At 54.6% G+C, this 16,896-nt stretch carries 18 protein-coding genes and 1 tRNA gene; 8 read left to right on the top strand and 11 right to left on the bottom strand.

The genetic code is table 11. The annotated features are described in order from the left end of the window. Positions 1-761: 761 nt before the first annotated feature. Positions 762-838 (top strand) — tRNA-Asp (locus ACPOL_RS19135). Between the two features lie 99 nt (positions 839-937). Here the strand turns inward: ACPOL_RS19135 and ACPOL_RS19140 are convergent. The 6 genes from ACPOL_RS19140 to ACPOL_RS19170 form a co-directional block, all read right to left on the bottom strand. Beyond that, on the bottom strand, positions 938-1,456 hold the full coding sequence (locus ACPOL_RS19140) for a tyrosine-type recombinase/integrase (RefSeq protein WP_161557441.1): 519 nt from the start codon (positions 1,454-1,456) through the stop codon (positions 938-940). Between the two features lie 902 nt (positions 1,457-2,358). Further along, entirely contained in the window at positions 2,359-2,919 is a 561-nt protein-coding gene (locus ACPOL_RS34220) for a hypothetical protein (RefSeq protein WP_201758895.1), read from the bottom strand. 44 nt (positions 2,920-2,963) lie between these two features. After that, on the bottom strand, positions 2,964-3,503 hold the full coding sequence (locus ACPOL_RS19155; protein ID WP_150133065.1) for a hypothetical protein: 540 nt from the start codon (positions 3,501-3,503) through the stop codon (positions 2,964-2,966). 5 nt (positions 3,504-3,508) lie between these two features. Then, a complete protein-coding gene (locus ACPOL_RS19160) occupies positions 3,509-3,718 on the bottom strand; it encodes a hypothetical protein (RefSeq protein ID WP_114208474.1) in 210 nt (69 codons plus the stop codon). Between the two features lie 8 nt (positions 3,719-3,726). Further along, a complete protein-coding gene (locus ACPOL_RS19165; RefSeq protein ID WP_114208475.1) occupies positions 3,727-3,960 on the bottom strand; it encodes a hypothetical protein in 234 nt (77 codons plus the stop codon). Continuing rightward, positions 3,935-4,180 carry a hypothetical protein gene (locus ACPOL_RS19170; RefSeq protein WP_114208476.1) on the bottom strand — a complete coding sequence of 82 codons (246 nt, stop codon included), beginning with the start codon at positions 4,178-4,180 and terminating at the stop codon, positions 3,935-3,937. The genes ACPOL_RS19165 and ACPOL_RS19170 overlap by 26 nt, the downstream gene beginning before the upstream one ends. 850 nt (positions 4,181-5,030) lie before the next feature. Here ACPOL_RS19170 and ACPOL_RS19180 point away from each other — a divergent pair. From ACPOL_RS19180 to ACPOL_RS19195, 4 genes are all read left to right on the top strand, one after another. Beyond that, positions 5,031-5,927 carry a helix-turn-helix domain-containing protein gene (locus ACPOL_RS19180; protein ID WP_236656888.1) on the top strand — a complete coding sequence of 299 codons (897 nt, stop codon included), beginning with the start codon at positions 5,031-5,033 and terminating at the stop codon, positions 5,925-5,927. 501 nt (positions 5,928-6,428) lie between these two features. Beyond that, a complete protein-coding gene (locus tag ACPOL_RS19185) occupies positions 6,429-7,148 on the top strand; it encodes an alpha/beta hydrolase (RefSeq protein ID WP_114208479.1) in 720 nt (239 codons plus the stop codon). Between the two features lie 21 nt (positions 7,149-7,169). Continuing rightward, on the top strand, positions 7,170-7,643 hold the full coding sequence (locus tag ACPOL_RS19190; RefSeq protein ID WP_201758896.1) for an FMN-dependent NADH-azoreductase: 474 nt from the start codon (positions 7,170-7,172) through the stop codon (positions 7,641-7,643). Between the two features lie 503 nt (positions 7,644-8,146). Next, on the top strand, positions 8,147-8,641 hold the full coding sequence (locus ACPOL_RS19195; RefSeq protein WP_114208480.1) for a DUF302 domain-containing protein: 495 nt from the start codon (positions 8,147-8,149) through the stop codon (positions 8,639-8,641). A 227-nt stretch (positions 8,642-8,868) separates the two neighbouring features. On the opposite strand, the gene ACPOL_RS19200 is transcribed toward ACPOL_RS19195, so the two are convergent. Next, positions 8,869-9,540 (bottom strand): HD domain-containing protein, encoded by a 672-nt coding sequence (locus tag ACPOL_RS19200; protein ID WP_114210924.1) that lies wholly within the window; start codon positions 9,538-9,540, stop codon positions 8,869-8,871. Between the two features lie 815 nt (positions 9,541-10,355). Between ACPOL_RS19200 and ACPOL_RS34930 the strand changes: the two genes are divergently transcribed. Further along, positions 10,356-10,649, top strand: a complete 294-nt coding sequence (locus ACPOL_RS34930) for an alpha/beta fold hydrolase (protein ID WP_236656889.1) — start codon at positions 10,356-10,358, stop codon at positions 10,647-10,649. 22 nt (positions 10,650-10,671) lie between these two features. Then, positions 10,672-11,055, top strand: a complete 384-nt coding sequence (locus ACPOL_RS34935) for an alpha/beta fold hydrolase (RefSeq protein WP_236656890.1) — start codon at positions 10,672-10,674, stop codon at positions 11,053-11,055. Positions 11,056-11,397: 342 nt separating this feature from the next. Here ACPOL_RS34935 and ACPOL_RS19210 read toward each other — a convergent pair whose 3' ends face one another. Next, positions 11,398-12,393, bottom strand: a complete 996-nt coding sequence (locus ACPOL_RS19210; RefSeq protein ID WP_114208481.1) for an aldo/keto reductase — start codon at positions 12,391-12,393, stop codon at positions 11,398-11,400. A gap of 179 nt (positions 12,394-12,572) precedes the next feature. Then, on the bottom strand, positions 12,573-13,478 hold the full coding sequence (locus tag ACPOL_RS19215; RefSeq protein ID WP_114208482.1) for an EamA family transporter: 906 nt from the start codon (positions 13,476-13,478) through the stop codon (positions 12,573-12,575). A gap of 72 nt (positions 13,479-13,550) precedes the next feature. On the opposite strand from ACPOL_RS19215, the gene ACPOL_RS19220 reads away from it, so the two are divergent. After that, positions 13,551-14,168, top strand: coding sequence for a CGNR zinc finger domain-containing protein (locus ACPOL_RS19220; protein WP_114208483.1), 618 nt, complete (start codon positions 13,551-13,553; stop codon positions 14,166-14,168). A 96-nt stretch (positions 14,169-14,264) separates the two neighbouring features. On the opposite strand, the gene ACPOL_RS19225 is transcribed toward ACPOL_RS19220, so the two are convergent. Both ACPOL_RS19225 and ACPOL_RS19230 read right to left on the bottom strand, forming a co-directional pair. Continuing rightward, on the bottom strand, positions 14,265-15,701 hold the full coding sequence (locus ACPOL_RS19225) for an alpha-L-fucosidase (protein ID WP_114208484.1): 1,437 nt from the start codon (positions 15,699-15,701) through the stop codon (positions 14,265-14,267). 501 nt (positions 15,702-16,202) lie between these two features. After that, positions 16,203-16,679, bottom strand: coding sequence for a hypothetical protein (locus tag ACPOL_RS19230; protein WP_150133066.1), 477 nt, complete (start codon positions 16,677-16,679; stop codon positions 16,203-16,205). Positions 16,680-16,896 lie beyond the last annotated feature (217 nt).

Here is a 16,896-nt window from a genome sequence, read left to right on the forward strand (position 1 = left end):
CGCTAGAGCGAGGCTGGAGGCGGTCGTATGAAGGCGGTAACAAGCACAGCGCGAGAGCCTGCTGCTGGCTCTCCAAATGACACCGTACCTAGAAGTTCGAGAACGAATGGAGTGAGCCAGGCTGGCTTCACATCAACCGCATTGTGCGCTGAGGCACAGACTTGGCAGTGCGACGCGGATGCCGCATCGGCATGAACATGTGCCGCCTGAGCTGTTATGAAGACAGTCAGAACCAAGCAAAACACACAGGTGAGTACTTTGCCGAGTTTGCTTTTAGCCTTCACTGAAAAGATGTTCCGCCTAAAACGAGGATAGCGGAAAAAGTCGGTTTAGAGTAGCGACCACTGACCGGCTTCATTGAGGGATGATGTGAAGTGCTTTTTGGAATGCAGTTCGTTTCGGAGCGCAATGCCACCATTCGGAGGATCCCATATGGATGGATTGTCAGCTTTCCAGCCAAGGGCCTCGTCCTAGGACGATTCGCTATAGCATCTAGCGATTACGCGTTCTTTCGAGTTTTAGGATCAATCTGCCGCTCATGCTTTTTTTTGTCCTTTATCTGCCAACGAAGACGGTTGCGGGATCGCAAGACTCTTCGTACATCTGATAGACTTAAACCTGTTGTCGTAATCGCTGGTATCTGGTCTCCATGTGGGTCTCAAACGTAAGATTCAGGGCCGCTACAGCGAAAAGGGCGAAGCAGGCGCAAGCTGCAAATGCTTGGATTTACGTAACACACCCGAGTTGTTGAAAAACAATCTGGGGACGTAGCTCAGTTGGTTAGAGCGCTGCCCTGTCACGGCAGAGGTCGCGGGTTCGAGCCCCGTCGTCCCCGCCATCAATCCAAAGGACTTAAGGGTTGATGGGACCTCAAGTGACTACCCACAAATTTACCCACACAATCATTGCACCAGACGACTTCCAAGCCCTACGGCGCTTAGGAATGCCCCTGTGCTGCCTGCATTTCGTCACTGTCATCCTGCGTATAGAGCCCCAGCGTAGTTTTGACGTTCGCATGGCGGAGTAAGCCCTGCACCGTCTTTGGCGCCACCTTCCCGGCATTCGCCAGCCATGTAGCAGGGCTGTGCCGGCAGTTGTGAAGGCCGTATCTTTGGCCCGGAGCGATCTGAACACCAGCCTTGATTGCAGCCGGCCGCAGGTGATCCTGTACGAAGGTTGAAGCCCAGATGGGAACATTCCCGAACTTCGCTAACGACGGAAAAACGAAGTCGTCGTGCTTCGGGTAAGGCGTCTGGACGTGCCACTCTTTGAGGGATTCTGCCAGCACCGGATGCAGCGGTACTGTCCCCGTTGAAGAGGCAGTTTTGGTTTCGCCATCCCTGCCCTTGGCCCAGCGCTTCGATATGCTGATCTTCCCCTGCTCCCAATGAATGTCAGACCAGCGCAGCGCGATGATCTCCGACGAGCGGAGGGCCGTTGCGGCGCAGGTGAGCACCAAGGCGTAATGGAGCGGATTTCAGGAAAGCGTATCGAGGATGCTGAGGGTCTGTGCTGGGGTGACGATGATGGCTTTGTAATCGGTCTTCGTGCGGCATTCCGTATGAGCCACGGAATTCTTATCCACCCTTCATGCCGAAGGCCGATTTTGTAGATCCGCTGGAAAATCGTCCCTATCTTGCCTACGGTCGAGTTCGCCAGTCCTTGTTCTGTGTGGAGGAAGGCAAACCAGCGTTGAATATCAATCGGTTTGATATCCGCTGCCAAAAGGTTCCCCCACCGTGGGATGAGATATGCGCGAACGTAATGCTGAACAATCGGTACAGTTGTGGCCGACTTCGGACGCGCTGCATCATCGCCGAAGTCTGCCTTGAGATAGAACTCGGCGAGTGAATCGAAGCGGATGCGCCCCGGCTGGCGTTCAGCGTCGACTGAAACCAGAATGCCGCGACGATCCACTTCTCTCCAGGCGTCACTTTCTTTGGGAAAGTCGCGGACGAATCCGATGGTGGCATTGTGCTCCACCCTCCGTCCGTCCGCTACTGTCGCCCGGTACGTAACACCCAATACTCGCCTGAACGTGATTTGCGAATGCTGCCCCGTTGATAAGTCATGATTGACCTTTCTCAACGAGCGCTGCCCTTACGGGGATCATAATCCTCGTCTGGCGGAAATGGTTTGCGATGACGGTGATCAATCGCAATTCCCAGTTCGGACAGCCTGAAGATTCAGACTTTTCGAAAATCACCTGTTCCTATGGCATAGGACCCGCCAATCCCCCTCCGCGCCATCGCAAGAAGCAAACGGCGATTAATTCCAAGATGCTTCGCAGCGGTCTCTGCCGATACGAAAGGTTCGGGCGTTTGAGGGTTCGGGCGGCCGGTCATCTTGCCGCCCTCGTCAGAACCATGTCTCCTCCATGGCAGGTATCAGGCGTTTCCTGCCATTTCGCAGCGAGGTTGTTATCTCCAAAGGGGTCAGGATGAGATCGGAGGTCGTGCAGCCTTTTGGCGCTCCGATGACCTGATCGGCATGCAGGGTGATGGAGCCGTTCAACGCCGGACCGCTCAGGATGCTCGAGACCGGCATCATCTGCGTCAGGATGGCCCTGGCTTCGCCTGACTGGCTCATCCGGTTGTTCATCAGGGCAAGTGTCGGGCCGCAGCTTATCGTCAGATAGCCGGTATAGTCAGCGGGTTTGACCGGTGTCGGCTTCAGCTCTAGATGAAGCATGCAGCTTTTCGCTTCATCTGGCCGGATTGACTGTCCGGTCCAGAAGCCCATCGATCGGGCTACCTGGGGGTCAACTGGCGGAACTACCGGCGCAGCAGGTGCCACGGCTTGAACCGGCGCAATACGCACCGGAGACGGCTTGGGAGCAGGCTGGTGCGCCTGCCTCAGCCTTGCGATGAAACCCGGTGCGAAGTGAAGGACCACAAGCGCGATGCCTGCAATCCACATCCATTTCTTGTGTTTCTCAGTCAGCTGTACAATGCCTCCTTTGGTCAGTGATCATGCGAATAACTGCGGGCAATCTGCACGGCGGCAGCCTGCCGGATTGCGGGCGAAAGATTTTTTGGAAACGAGCAAAGGTGCATGGGTGCCAGCTCTTCTTCCGTCGCGTCGCCGCTTACGAGCTTTGCCATGATCGGCGCGGAAATTCGCATATGGAGAAGCTTGCGCAGGTATTCCCATGCGTGATGCCAGGCGATGAAGTTTTTGGTCATCAGAGCCAGTGCCGCGAACTTCAGGTAAAGGCTCAGGGTCGGCTGAATGATGAAGAGGTCCTGCAGGACGACGGAGAGAAGAAGTACAAGTGCTGGCTCCCACACGATCCTGACAAACCAAAAAGATTTCCCTTTCGGCAGCACCTGAAAAACAGGAAGCGCCGGACCTTCGAACTCTGAATGGTTCTCGGTTTTGGGGGTGAAGCATGCGCTTACCGAGTCAAATCGAATGGGCGAGTGAAACGAGAAAGAAAAGCCCAGCCATATTTCCAGGCTGAACATCCCCACAGGACCTGCTGCGTGGGAAAACGGAATCATGCTGGTCAGGCTGCTGAATAGTGCCAGCATTGCCGGAGCAGGATCATCATGGAAACGGCAAAGAACGTAACAGGCACCGGGTAGTACCGAGTGCCATACTGCCACCGAAGCAGGATCTCGATGGGCTGGGCGACGACGCTGCAAACCACGTCGACGAAATGAAGGGCGTTGTTCTGAAGATGCTCGACATGCATCTCTTCGGAAGCTCCGAACATAGTTCCTTCTATTCGCGAGAGAAATGGACGCGGAGATATGGCAATCCCTGCGGCTTGTCATGGGTTTTGATCGCATTGAAAATGCGACCAGACTGATAGCAAATGGCTTCAGCGAGCGGGTTCTCACCGACCGGTTTTAGCAACCGGGTAAACTCAATCGGTTCGATCAGGTGGGCAAGTTGCTGGCTGGCATTGACGCCGAAATGCGCATGGCTATCAGTCGCTAAAACGGGCTGGCTCATCACTCTTTACACTCAAAATCAGACCGCCATAAGGACGGACATTTTTGTCGGAGGGAACCTGAAGCAGCGATCTTGCCGTCGTCTCGCCGACGGTAGAAGTTTTCCCCGCTCCCAGGCCGCCGAGCGTTAGGCAGCCTCCCTCAGTAAATGCCCGAAAAGTCAGGCAGTCAGTGTCTGACAGTTGCAGAACTACGCGGTCGAGTACGGGATCCTTTGCCATTTGATTTCTCCGGAAAAGGGCGCGACGATCGCGTCGCCGCGCCGCCATCAACGTTCAGTTGGGTTGAGTGGATGCTGCTGGTGCTGGCGCAACCGCCGGAGCTGGAACGGGCGTTACGGTAGGCGCTGGAACGGCAGCCGGCGTCGGAGCTGGCATTGCCGAAGGAGCGCAGGGTTTGGGTTGAGTCGCGTCCTTGATGATCTGGTCAACGGGAGGAAGATCAATTCCCGTCTTTACGGATGGGCAGAGTAGAGATGAGGTTCGTCACGAAGTACGTCCACGAAGTGTGGCAAACTTCTTGATTTCTACGCTTGAAGGGGCGACCGTCGTTTCTAGTATTGACAAGCGCTCAGGCGCACTCGCGCACGTACAGGAAAATTTGACTCGGTTCCTCGAGACCGAAGTGCGAGCACGCCAGTAAGCAGTAAGGGAAAGGTTCGCATTAGCCCTCTGCCTTGGTTGCCGTACGCACCCCGGCCTGTTTTTTACTCACTATTTGATGCTTCTTCATCGTTGGGGCATCAGCACAATAGAGGTTCTTCCGACTGGTTTGAAATTGTGCATCGGCAATCGGCTTGCCGCATCTATTCGAGCATAATCCCGCGCTTTTAGCCGCGAGGGAGAAGTCGATGTGGCCGACAACCCGCTCATTACGAAGGAGATAGGTAAAGCATGGTCCCGATGCGGGCTTGTATGCTCCCGTCACCATAGACATTGTCGAACGTGCCGATCTCAGCCACATCTCCTACGACAGCATGGCTTGCCATCTCGCTCCGCAGGGAATGAGGGTGCCGAGGAGTGGGACTAAGACAATCAAGGGAAAGACAGACCTCAAAAAAAGAACATGCAGATGATTCCAACATTTTGGGGCCAGTTCGCGAAGGGAATGTACGTCAAGGAAACTCCCTCCGCCAAGCTCGTCGTGTCCCAATTCGCTCCTTTTTCTTTCGGGCGCATTTCGAGCGAAGAAGGGCTTCCTGCGGTCACGCGGGGAGAAGTTGCTGCACGTGATTACATGGTCGCGATTCAACTCGCGGATATCCCCACCATTGAGGAGTTTCTTGGTAACAGGAGGGTGTCAAGCGGCTCTTATCCAGTCGGCGGGGTAAGCGTGCACAGTCTCGAAGAGAGGCCGACGATCGACCTTCGGAATCCGTTCGACACATTGGTGCTGCACATCACCCAGGCTTCTCTCGACGAGGTCGCTGCTACTCACCGCGTGCCACGAGTTGACCGACTCAGTTGGCTCTTCGGGCGTCCGGATCCGGTTGTGCATCATCTGGGGCATGTCCTCCTCGCAACGTTGGATCAACAGAACGACGCGTCTAGGTTCTTCGTCGACCACGTGTTGCACGCGCTGCACTGTCATTTCGTCAGCAATTACGGCGGCATCACATTGCCGGCAAGACCGTTACAAGGCGGATTGAGCCCGCTGCAGATGAGGAAAGCAACAGAGTTTCTCAATACCCATCTTGACGGAGATGTCGACCTTCAGCAAGTGTCCGCGGTCTGCGACCTCTCGCTCAGCCACTTCGCGCGAGCTTTCCGGCAAACCTATGGCAAGCCACCTTATCGGTGGCTGATCGAACGTCGTATCAACAAAGCGAAGGATTTGCTGGAGAAGACTCGTCTGCCACTTGCAGACATTGCCGTTCGATGCGGTTTTACCGATCAGTCAGGGTTCAACCGCTCCTTCAAACGCATGTATGGAATCACTCCGGGAAGCTGGCGACGGAACAACGGATAATGAAGCAAGAAGACCAGCCAACTCGCCTGCGTTCGTCGGCAATGTACTCGCTACCAATACTGCAGCTAATGTCGGGCTTGCCTCTTCGAGCAAGCTGGGCCTTTGCACATCTGTATGTAGCAGGATTGTCACGTCTTTGGCGGTTTGTGCCTAGATGCGATGCCACACCAAACCTAAACTCAAATTAAATAAGATAGCGACCGTAGGAGCTTGCTCATGTAGTTGTGAATGCGGCATCCGAGGGGACTCGAAGTAAAACCTCACCATCCCGAATCTCAAGACCTGTATGACTGTGCTCGGGAGGTCTCACTTCTGTGCAGCACCATGCTCTTCGTCTCGCAAGCAAATAGCTTTCTCGACAGTGTCTGCTGACGCCGCTAAAGAAACAGAACTCAATCGGTGGCAGCGGTCAGGAACACTTCAAGTACGGCCGCTGACCTCGCGTTTGGGAGTTTTTGAAATGAGTTATAGAGATTTAGCAATAAGAAACGGGAGATAGTCATGTTTAGGCGCATCGCCGGATTGACGGTGCTGATGGGTATGGTTGCTTTGCTGGGTACGCAAAGCTCACAAGCCCAAAAGCCTACAGTGAAAAATATTATTCTCGTTCATGGCGCCTGGGCTGATGGTTCTGGTTGGCAGGGGATCTACGACATCCTGGTCAAAGAAGGGTTTAAGATCAGCATCGTCCAGGAACCGGAGACCACTTTCCAGGATGACGTGACTGCCGTGCAGCGCGTGCTCGCACTACAAGACGGACGTAGCATTCTTGTCGCACACAGCTATGGTGGAGCTGTTGTGACCGAATCGGGAAACGATCCATCCGTTGCAGGATTGGTGTACGTCGCTGCTCACATGCTTGAGGCAGGAGAGAGCGAAGCCGGGGAAGGAAAGCTCTTCCCGAGTGCCCTCAGCAAGTCTACCGCGCTTAAGACGACGACAGATGGTTTCACCTACCTCGATCCGTCGCAGTTTCATGCATACTTCGCAGCCGATCTGCCCGCTGACAAGGCAGCTTTTATGGCGAACTCCCGGGTGTTGAACTTGGCCGTGAGTTTTAAAGCTGTCATTACTAAAGCTGCTTGGACAACAAAACCGAGCTGGATGGTTGTCGCGGGCGCGGACCGGACGATCAATCCCAACCTCGAACGGTTTTATGCCAAACGGGCAAACGATCGTGCGGGCAGCTCGCACAGTATCGCACTAAACCAGAGCTTGTGAACAACGATTACGGAGAAACAAATGAGAGTCCTCGATATCCAGTCTTCGCCGAGGCGTGAATCCTCTGATTCGAGCAAACTGACCAAAGCGTTTCTAGAGTCCTGTCTCCACTACGGCTCTTCAATCGTGGTGGATACATTGAACGTCAGGGATGAGCACTTGCCTGAATTCGATTACGGCGCAATCGGAGCGAAGTACAAAGCGATTAAAAATGAAGCGATGACTGAGATGGAGACCAAAGTATGGGACCAGATTCAATCCTTGATCCAACGTTTCCAGAAAGCGGATTGCATTGTACTAGGGACGCCAATGTGGAACTTCGGTCTGCCTTACAAGCTCAAACAGTTAATCGATCTCGTAGCACAGCGGAACTTCCTATTCTCCTACGATGGCAAACAGTACTGCCCTCTTCTAAATGTGGGGAAGGCAGTCGTGGTCTATACACGCGGGTCACGTTTTCTGGAAAGATACTCCCATCCCACCTTCGCGATTTGATTACCAGGCAACCTACCTGGACTTCTGGTTGCGGCTCGTAGGTTTACGAGATGTGAGGAGCGTGCCCGTCGATAATGCGTGGAATCAAGACCGCCTCCAATCAGAGTTAAGTATTGCCAAGGGCAAAGCCGACTTGGAGCAATTGGTTGACTGGTTTGTTGAGTGACCGTGAGAGAGCGTGCAGCCGAGATCGTCGGATTTGTAGGGAAGGTAGCCTTGTTCACATTCCTGTACCGAGTAGATTGTTGCAATCACCCCTAGGTTGAGTGAGTGCAGCATTGTGGCTGGAAACCGCAACTCGCTGAGGAATCAGGCTGTAAGATCATCATCCTCATTCATGAAAGCTGCTCTGCACCAACGGACGGTAACTGATGCAGATGTAACGACAGGAGAAAGATATGAGAAATGCACAAATACTACCGATCGTTATCGGCACGGCTTTCGTGGCAGCCAATTGTCTCGGAATACTATCTAGGACTGAAGCAATAAAAGGAGAAACGCGTATGACTATTCAAGAGGTTAAGGTGCAGCGACTGAACGTGATTTCCACCGAGCCGTTTGACACAGTGGTTGCACGGATCGACGCAGCAATCGGTCATCCGGATATAGTGGCATTTCACAAATCTTTGTCAGCGGCAAAAAATGAAGCTGAGATGGAAAAGGTCGTCAATCCCGTGACCCAACCAAACGGCCTTATGGAGTTTGCGCGCTTCGATATCGGAGATGTTCTCCAGAAAGATAATGGAACGACCAAGCCAAGAATTCTTCGCATTGTCGCAGGAAATCCCCTGATCATGAAGGAAATGGTGAAGCATGTCGTTGACGCAGGCTCGTACGCGCCGGTGACCATACTCATTGAGGAGCGTCCGGACAGCGTCCGGATCTCGTATGACAGGATGGCCTCCTATCTTGCACCGTACGAAAACAGTGATGCCCTCAAAGTAGCGCGGGAACTGGACGCAAAGGTCGAGAGGATTTTAACGGCAGCCGCGCAATAATGATCTCGCGATTGCCCTTCTGTTTCCCCTGAGTACCATGAACGTAGCAATCATGCGGCTTAGTTTATCGACCTTTGGCTAGCGCAGGTTTCTATTTCAGGATGATTGCGTCTTACCTGCTCTCGCGAACGCTTTCCATAGTCCACTGGAGCATTTGTGCGGATAAGCGAGTCAATCACCGGGACGATGAACAGTGTTCCTACGGTGGCGAAGAGTAAACCGCCTGGTCAGCCGCCCCAGGGCGAGTTGCGAATAATGCTGCAGAAGTTGATGCGCTTGAACGAGGGGTCTTTTTCAGCGAGCACGTCGGCTTTCACATTTCCGAATGTGGTGTTCGGCTTATGCTTGATGCCGTCGTAGAACGCCTGCAAAATGTCTTCTTTGAAACTGGGAGTGCGCGGGAAAGCCCGTACAACAGCGTCGCGCTCTGTGTCAGCGAAGTTGCTGTAATCAATTCCAAGTACGTCCATTTCGACACCAGCCGTCACCAATGCGACAACTGGATGCATGTATTGCGGAATACCCGGAGTTGTATGGAGTGCGATCGCTGTCCACACTCGATCAATGTCTTCTGATGGTAGTTCGTAGCGGCGCAGGAAATCGCGCGCTGCATTTGCCCCGTCAACTTCGAACCGATCGGTTGCGCTGCTGTAGGATGGCACCAGACCGACGTCGTGGAACATGGCTCCGGCGTAGAGTAGTTCAGGGTCGAAGCTGAGACCGCGACGTTGCCCCGCAAGCGCCCCGAAGCAGTAGACGCGACTGGAATGATTGAACAGTAAGGTAGATTCGGTGTCACGCACGAATTCCGTGATGTCTTTGGCGAGCTTGCTATCAGGAATCTGCATGGCAGAAGGGTGTCCCGTCGGGGATGGCGAAACTTTCGTGGAAATGGACATGGCTCTCTCGCTATTTTGAAATTGAAGTACCTGCCTCAATCGATTGTAGCCACTCATTTCGCGCGTGAGATCGCCGCCGCCCTCGAAATCAACAGTGCAGGTCACGTGCCATCGCTACTCTGTTGAAAAGCAACGATTAGCCCACTCCGGATTGACGAAGGCCGCCAATCGAAGAAGGTAGTACAAGTAGGTGTCTCCGTAGGAGGGTGATTCGAGGGAACATCGTTCCACCACGAAAACTCTGGACGAGATGACCGATAAAGCTTGGGAACCGGGGCGACCTTAGTGAGCGGCGGGTTGGTGGATCTAGCCGGTGGGTTGGTTATCGAAATGCATGTGTCTGGCTGAACGTGATTAAGTCACGGGATGAGCAGGGGGACTCGGCGACAAGCAAAGCGCGGACAGCGAATGTTTTTGACAGCATGGCGTGATCGAGATGAATGCACTCTCGATCCGGGATCTTTATGGACTCATAGCATACAATGCAAAGCATAAGATTATGCGCGCATGGGAAGGCCGGCCGACTACGAAACTTGCAGGTCAAGTCAGCAATAACGAGCCGGATGTCGACAACTTGAACCGTCGAACTTTCATCTACACCACACTAGCCACACAGAATAGCTATTGTGTCAGGTTCAGAGTCCAACTCACGGACGAAGTACGCGAATCAAACGCCGAATGTACCTCAGATTGCCGTCCACTTTGTTCAAGCGGACGGAATCGAGGTGTTCTACAGAGAAGCCGGCCCAGAAAATGGATCCGTGTTGCTTCTCCTGCACGGTTTCCCGACATCGTCCTTCCAGTACCGAGAACTCATGCCCTTACTTGCGGACAAGTACCGCGTTATTGCTCCGGACCTTCCTGGTTTCGGTTTCACCCGCGCGCCGAGCGAGCGCGGCTATAAGTACACCTTTGAAAACCTGGCCACGACGACTGACGCTTTTACGCGGGCGCTGTCCCTGGATAGATTTGCGCTTTATGTTTTTGATTATGGGGCGCCGACCGATGTTCGCCTTGCACCGAAGCATCCAGAAAAGATCACCGCGATCATCAGTCAGAATGGCAACGCGTATGAAGAGGGACTCGGGAGTGCCTGGGGCCCTATTTAAAGGTACTGGCGGGAGCCAAATAATGAGAACCGCACGGCTACTTGGAGCCCTGACGCTTGATGGGTTGAAGGAGCAATATGTCGCAGCACCGCATCCGGAATTGGTAAAGCCCGAGGGGTACACGCTTGACGCCGCGCTAATCTCCCGGCCCGGAAACGCTGACATCCAACTGGATCTTTTCCTGGACTATCAAAACAATGTGAAGCTCTACCCAGAGTTTCAGAGATACTTTCGTGAGAAGCAGCCAAGAACATTGGCGGTCTGGGGACGCTTCGATCCCTTCTTCGTTCCGGCCGGTGCGAAAGCCTTCGCTCGCGATAACCCGCAAGCAGTGGTTCATCTCATTGACGCAGGACACTTTGCACTCGAGACCAATGTCGTTGAAGTTGCCGCCTACGTGCGATAGTTCTTACCGGCATGACCATCGAAGGCAAGCACTCTGACATCGAGCCGCAGCTGAGATCCTCATCGGGGCGAGCTTCTGAATGACCGGAAATCGGCACTCGCGGCTTTCCTGATACCGAAATGACCCCATCTCCTTATTGCTTTGTCTCGATCGCAGGCGTCCGCTTGCGATCGAGGTGGATGCGTTAGTCGTCGTTGTCATCAGGCCGGATCCTGAAGCTGGCAACCAGATGCGTGAACTTGTTGGAGGGTGCCTCGCCATCGATTAGCAATGCTTTTCCAACTGCGTGCCGATCGCCGGGAGCCAATCAAGAAAGTCGTCTCGCGTACCGCTCCGCTGTTGCTAAAAGCCGGCCACAGCATGGGGAACATAAGCTGCTTCCAACTCTGCAATTTCTTCGGCCGAGAGCTTGACCGCAATCGCCTTGACGGCATCATCGAGATGGTTAAGCTTGGTCGCCCCGACGATGGGACTATCGATATAGGGCTTCGAGAGCATCCAGGCAAGTGCGACGGTAACCTGCGGCAATCCCTTGCGTTTGGCAATCTCCGTCAGCTTGTCGATAATCTTTCGGTCGGAATCTTCGGTGTCGCCGTAGATCTTCTTGCCGAATTGATCGGTCTCGAGGCGCTTGGTGCTTTCTGCGTTCGACGGGCGAGCGAGGCGACCTCGCGCCAACGGGCTCCACGGCAGCACACCGATGTTTTCGGCCTGGCAGAGGCCCATCATCTCGCGCTCTTCCTCGCGGTAGATAAGGTTGTAGTGATTCTGCATGGAGACAAACCGCGTCCAACCGTTCAGGTCGGCCAGATAAAGAGCTTTCGCAAACTGCCAGGAATGCATTGAAGAGGCTCCGATATAGCGCGCTTTTCCAGCCTTGACCACATCGTGCAGAGCTTCGAGCGTTTCTTCGATGGGCGTCTCCGGATCCCAACGGTGAATCTGGTAAAGGTCGACATAATCTGTCTGTAGACGGCGAAGGCTCGCATTGATCTCACTCAGGATTGCTTTACGGGAGAGGCCTCCGCCATTAGGCTCATCGCGCATCACCCCGTGAACCTTGGTAGCAATCACCGTGCTGTCGCGCTGGGTGTTGTTCTTCAGAAAACGCCCCAGGACCTCTTCGCTCGCGCCCCGCGAGTAGACGTTGGCCGTATCGAAAAAGGTAATGCCAAGGTCCAGTGCTTGCTTGAGAAACGGCTGGGAATCAGCCTCATTCAGTGTCCAGGCATGACTGCCCGGAGTCAGTGTCCCTTTGGCTGGTTCGCCATAAGACATGCAGCCGAGACAAATGCGGGAGACTTTAAGACCAGTTTTGCCGAGCCTTCGGTATTCCATTTCATATACCCCTTAAATCTCTTTATAGACATTGGATGTCACATTCCCTCCTGCGACGCTGGGATAGCTTCCTCGACTTCGAACTCGAGGCAAGATCTTCTTGTAGGGGAGAGCATGGTCATACCCGCAACAACGCGATCAATGGCTTTGCTAGCGTAGACTCAGCTCATCGATCTCACTCATTCTTCCCTCATGGTGAGGAAAACGCTGCCGATGACAAGTGCCGCTCCGAGCAGGGTTCGGAGGGTGATCTGCTCCGATGCGAGGAAATGACCGAGGGCGAGAGCCACGATTGGATTCACATAAGCGTGGCTTGCGACTTTACTGGCGGGCATCCGGCCCAAAAGCCAGACAAAGGCGGTGAAGCCGAGGAGCGATCCCGCGGTGATGAGATAAAGCAGCGAAAAAATAGCTTTGGCGGGGAGTGCGGGAAAAGGGTGCAACTCGCCAGTTACCGCAGAGAGAATCAGCAGCAGGCTGCCACCGACCATCATCTCCGCTGCAGCGGCGACAGTGCGAGAGGACGGCAGCGGCAACGACTTGGTCAGCACTGAGCCAAGCGACCAGGCCGCGGAGCCCCCGAGGATGATGAAGCAGGGGAGAATAGGGAAGCCGGTTCCGCCGTTGCGGAGCAACATCAGCGCAACTCCGGCGAATCCGACCGTGACAGCGAAGAGGATCCGCCAACGAAATCTCTGCTGACGAAAGACAAAGACTTCGAACAGGACGGTGAGCAGTGGCAAAGAGGACTCGAGTACAGAGGTGACGCCCGAGGGAACGTACTGTTCTCCCCAGAAGAGAGCGCCGTAAGTGACGGAAAACATCAGAAAACCAATTACGGCGAGGCTGCGCCATTCGCGCATCGATGGGCGTGGGGCGCCTCGCAGGCGAGCGAAGACGTAAAGGATCACGCCGGCAGTGAAAAACCTGGTCCCAGCCGAGAACCAGGGGGGCGCCAGGAGCACGGCGGTGCGGATGGCCAGGAAGGTGGATCCCCAAATGACGTAAATGGCGAAGAACGCCAAGATGACAGGGATCTCGATGCGTCTGCGGCTAACCGATGGTGAAACCTGTGTAACCGTCATACTATCTCTTGATGGTTATAACCATACCGAATGTTTCTTCACCTGTAAAATGAGTTTTAGAGGTTAGTTGCTGTGAGGTCTCGCGAGTCTGCGAAGGAGTTTCAACTGGTGGCCGGCAACACGGCCCTGGACCTGGTGAATACGCTTGACAACCGCTTCCACGAGGGCGGCCCGGATGAGCTGCTGGAAAGCTACGATGATCTGCTGCGCTTCGTTCAGCAGGCCGGGCTGCTCACCGCAGCGCAGGTTCGCAGACTGAGGCGGCAGACGGGCGCGGAGGCGGAGCGCCGACGAGCTCTCGATCAGGTCAAGGAGTTGCGTGAGGCGGTGGCCGGCGTAGCCTATGCGTTGCTGGACGCGGAGGAACTGCCGATCCATGGAATCGCCACGCTGCAAGAGTATTTCCACCGCGCGAATGCGGCACGACGTCTGACCGACGATGGGAAGCGTCTAGTGTGGAGTTGGCCGGAGGGGGAGAAGCTTTCGGCTCCTTTGTGGCTGCTGACGCGAGAGGGAGAAAAGCTTTTGCTTTCGGAGCAGGTCAATCGGCTCCGTTTCTGCGCCAGCGATACTTGCCGGTGGCTCTTTCTCGACACCAGCAAGAACCAGACGCGGCGATGGTGCGATATGAAGATCTGCGGCAACCGGATGAAGGCGCGACGGTATCAGGCGCGGCTGGCCGGTGAATAACGGCTTTCGAGCCGGTTGCCCGCACAAAGAGAGTTCTGCAGATAGGTTACCCGGCCCCAGGGCAGGAGCGTTTTTTGTCGGGGCATGAATCGCAAATCAAACGCGCTCCGGCTCCGCAAAGAGCCCAAACTCCGCAATCCCCGGCGACTTGCCTGTCCCGCGAATGCTCAAGCGTACTCGCTCCGCAATCGCCGGCTTGACTCGGTACACCATCGTTGTTGGAGAGTTTCCCATGCAGATCTCTCGCCATTGCCCTTGGTTCCACGCCTCGATGCGGTAGGAAACAATCCGGGATTCCGCTCCATAGTCACTGAGATAGGTGGGTTCGACGACTGCGACCTTGTTGAACGAGGTAGGTTTTCTGAGATCGATCTCAATCCACCCTGACGTTTGTCCTGCGTCGCACTGCCAATAGGTTCCCGGATCATTATCGTTGGCTAGATCCGGCCCCGATGTATCTGCAATGCTGCTCGCATACGATGGCCGTCCAAACGCAAGGTTTGAAGAGATGATCTGCCGTGTCTCCGTTAGGCGCGCCGCAGGTTTCCGATCTCTCCATAGCTTCCCAATCTCAACGAGTCGATCCACCGCATTCTGATCGAACCGCCCCTCCCGGTTCGGCGCCACGTTTAAGATCAAATTGCAGTAGCGGGCATTGAAGGGCTCGAGCCACTCCTCTACGATTTGCTTCGCCGCGCGAAGCTCTTGCGTCGGATAATCTAGTTTCCAGAACCAATCTCGCTGGAGCGTGGTAGCAGACTGCGAGGGCACGTTGCTCCCGGCTGGAATTGTCTGGCCTGCGTGCTGCTCATACTGCTTTACATCGGTGTAGAAGAGTGCGGGTGCCGGGAACCTGCCCTGGTTGTAATCGCTCATCAAGCATGTCGGTTGCAGCTGCTTCACATGACGATAAATCTCGAGAAATGGCATCTCTTCGTAGTTCAGTCGGCTCCATGCCGCGTTCCAGCCATCGATCACCAGCGCTGTAATTTCGCCGTAATTAGTCAGCAGCTCGTTGAGCTGCGTCTTGACCAGGTCGATCTTCTCACGCGTCACACAATATGGCCGGATGTCTCGGCGCAGATCCAGCATCGAAAAATAGAGACAAGTTTTAAGTCCCTGCGCCCGGAATGAGTCCACGTAAGCACGCACAACATCCTTCTTATAGGTCGCATCCTTCACGCTCGCACTGCTGGTTGCGGTGGGCCAAAGGCAAAATCCGTCATGATGCTTAGTTGTCAGGCAGCCGTACTCCATTCCAGCCGACTTCGCGGCTCGAGCCCACTGGTCGGTGTCAAGGTCCTTAGGGTTGAAAAGCGCCGGCGAAGCCTTCGGATCCCCCCACTCCCGCTGCTCGTAGGTAGCCATGTTCAGGTGAATGTACATGCCAAAGCGAAGATTGAGGAAGCGCTGTTGCAGTTCCAACATCGACAACTCTGAGCTGAGGCTGTGCATCGTCCCCGAGGAAGCCTTTGTCATTGAGGCATACGCCGCCGACGCGGCCAGACCGCCAGTAAATTCTCTTCGATTCATCCCTCTCGCTTTCTGACCGACTCAAATAGTGCGCGCTTATCCAGGCTTTTCAGTTTCCCGCTCTGGCCAGCTTTTTCGCCTTCTCCGAAGATACAGTAACCCTTACAGCTCCTTATCCCGTAGAGGACAAGGCCCGCTTGGTCGACGCTAAGGCGGCGGCGAGAACGTGACTTTCCTCCACTTGCTTTCACCGTGGGATTCAGTCGATCTGACTGTGCTGTGTGCTGCGGATGGGCATTGCGGGAATTTGTGAGAGCGGTGCCTTATTCCTTGGCAAATGAGAGTACATGTTTCGTATAGCGGCCGCGACGCTCGACACGTTCTGCAGTCTGGAAGGAATTATGAACTTCATTCCATCTGGCCCAACTCGCGCAAACGTCTGCAAGACTGGCTCGCGAGGGCACTGATCAGCTTGCAAAGCGGCAGGGAAGCCGTTACCCATCTTCCGGTCGCGAGCAGAATCAGCAAACGATTTACTACCCAGGCGGCGCTTAGGAATGTCTACGGACTGACTACCTTCCAGAACTCTGTCGCATATCCCTGTTTATCGACACTGCTCGACCCGACGATGTTGGGCTCGCCATTCGTGCAAGCCCAGGAAACTGAGGTATTATGGCCGGTCACCACCATCGGAACAAACGTTGAGCTGGGATTTTGCCGGCAATACTCCCGTACAGGCTGCGACGGCGTTCGATCCGTATTCGCCTTGGAGTCACAAGGGATATTAGCGCCGTACACACAGGCCAGGACCTTTCCATTAGCGCATCGCCACTCCATCATCTGGCTTTGATCTGATCTTAGGTTCAGATCTCTCGCCATCCATCCGGGCAGCTTCGGGCCGACATATCTCGCATCTGGTTTGTCGATCGTTCCTACCGCTTTGCAATAGCCAACCGGGCTGTGAAACTGCTGTGCCATCAAGGGCAGTGTCAGCAAAAGAGGCGCCAGAGGAACCAAACGGGATGACCTAGATTTCATAGTAAATACCCTCTCATGAATTTCGAGGAAACCATTGTATGACCATTCAGCTGTTTCCCCCCTTCCGCAGACAAAGGAGGTGGAGATATCAAGCAGGAGGTAAGCCTGCGAGGCGAGAATACACCTTCACTTGATATTCAAGTGAAAAGCCATCATCCTCCTTGCTAAGAGATTACTTGGATGCCTAGTGAAGATGGGAAGCCCCGGCAATTGCTGC

Origin of the sequence: Acidisarcina polymorpha (assembly GCF_003330725.1) — a bacterium.
Lineage (GTDB): Bacteria > Acidobacteriota > Terriglobia > Terriglobales > Acidobacteriaceae > Acidisarcina > Acidisarcina polymorpha.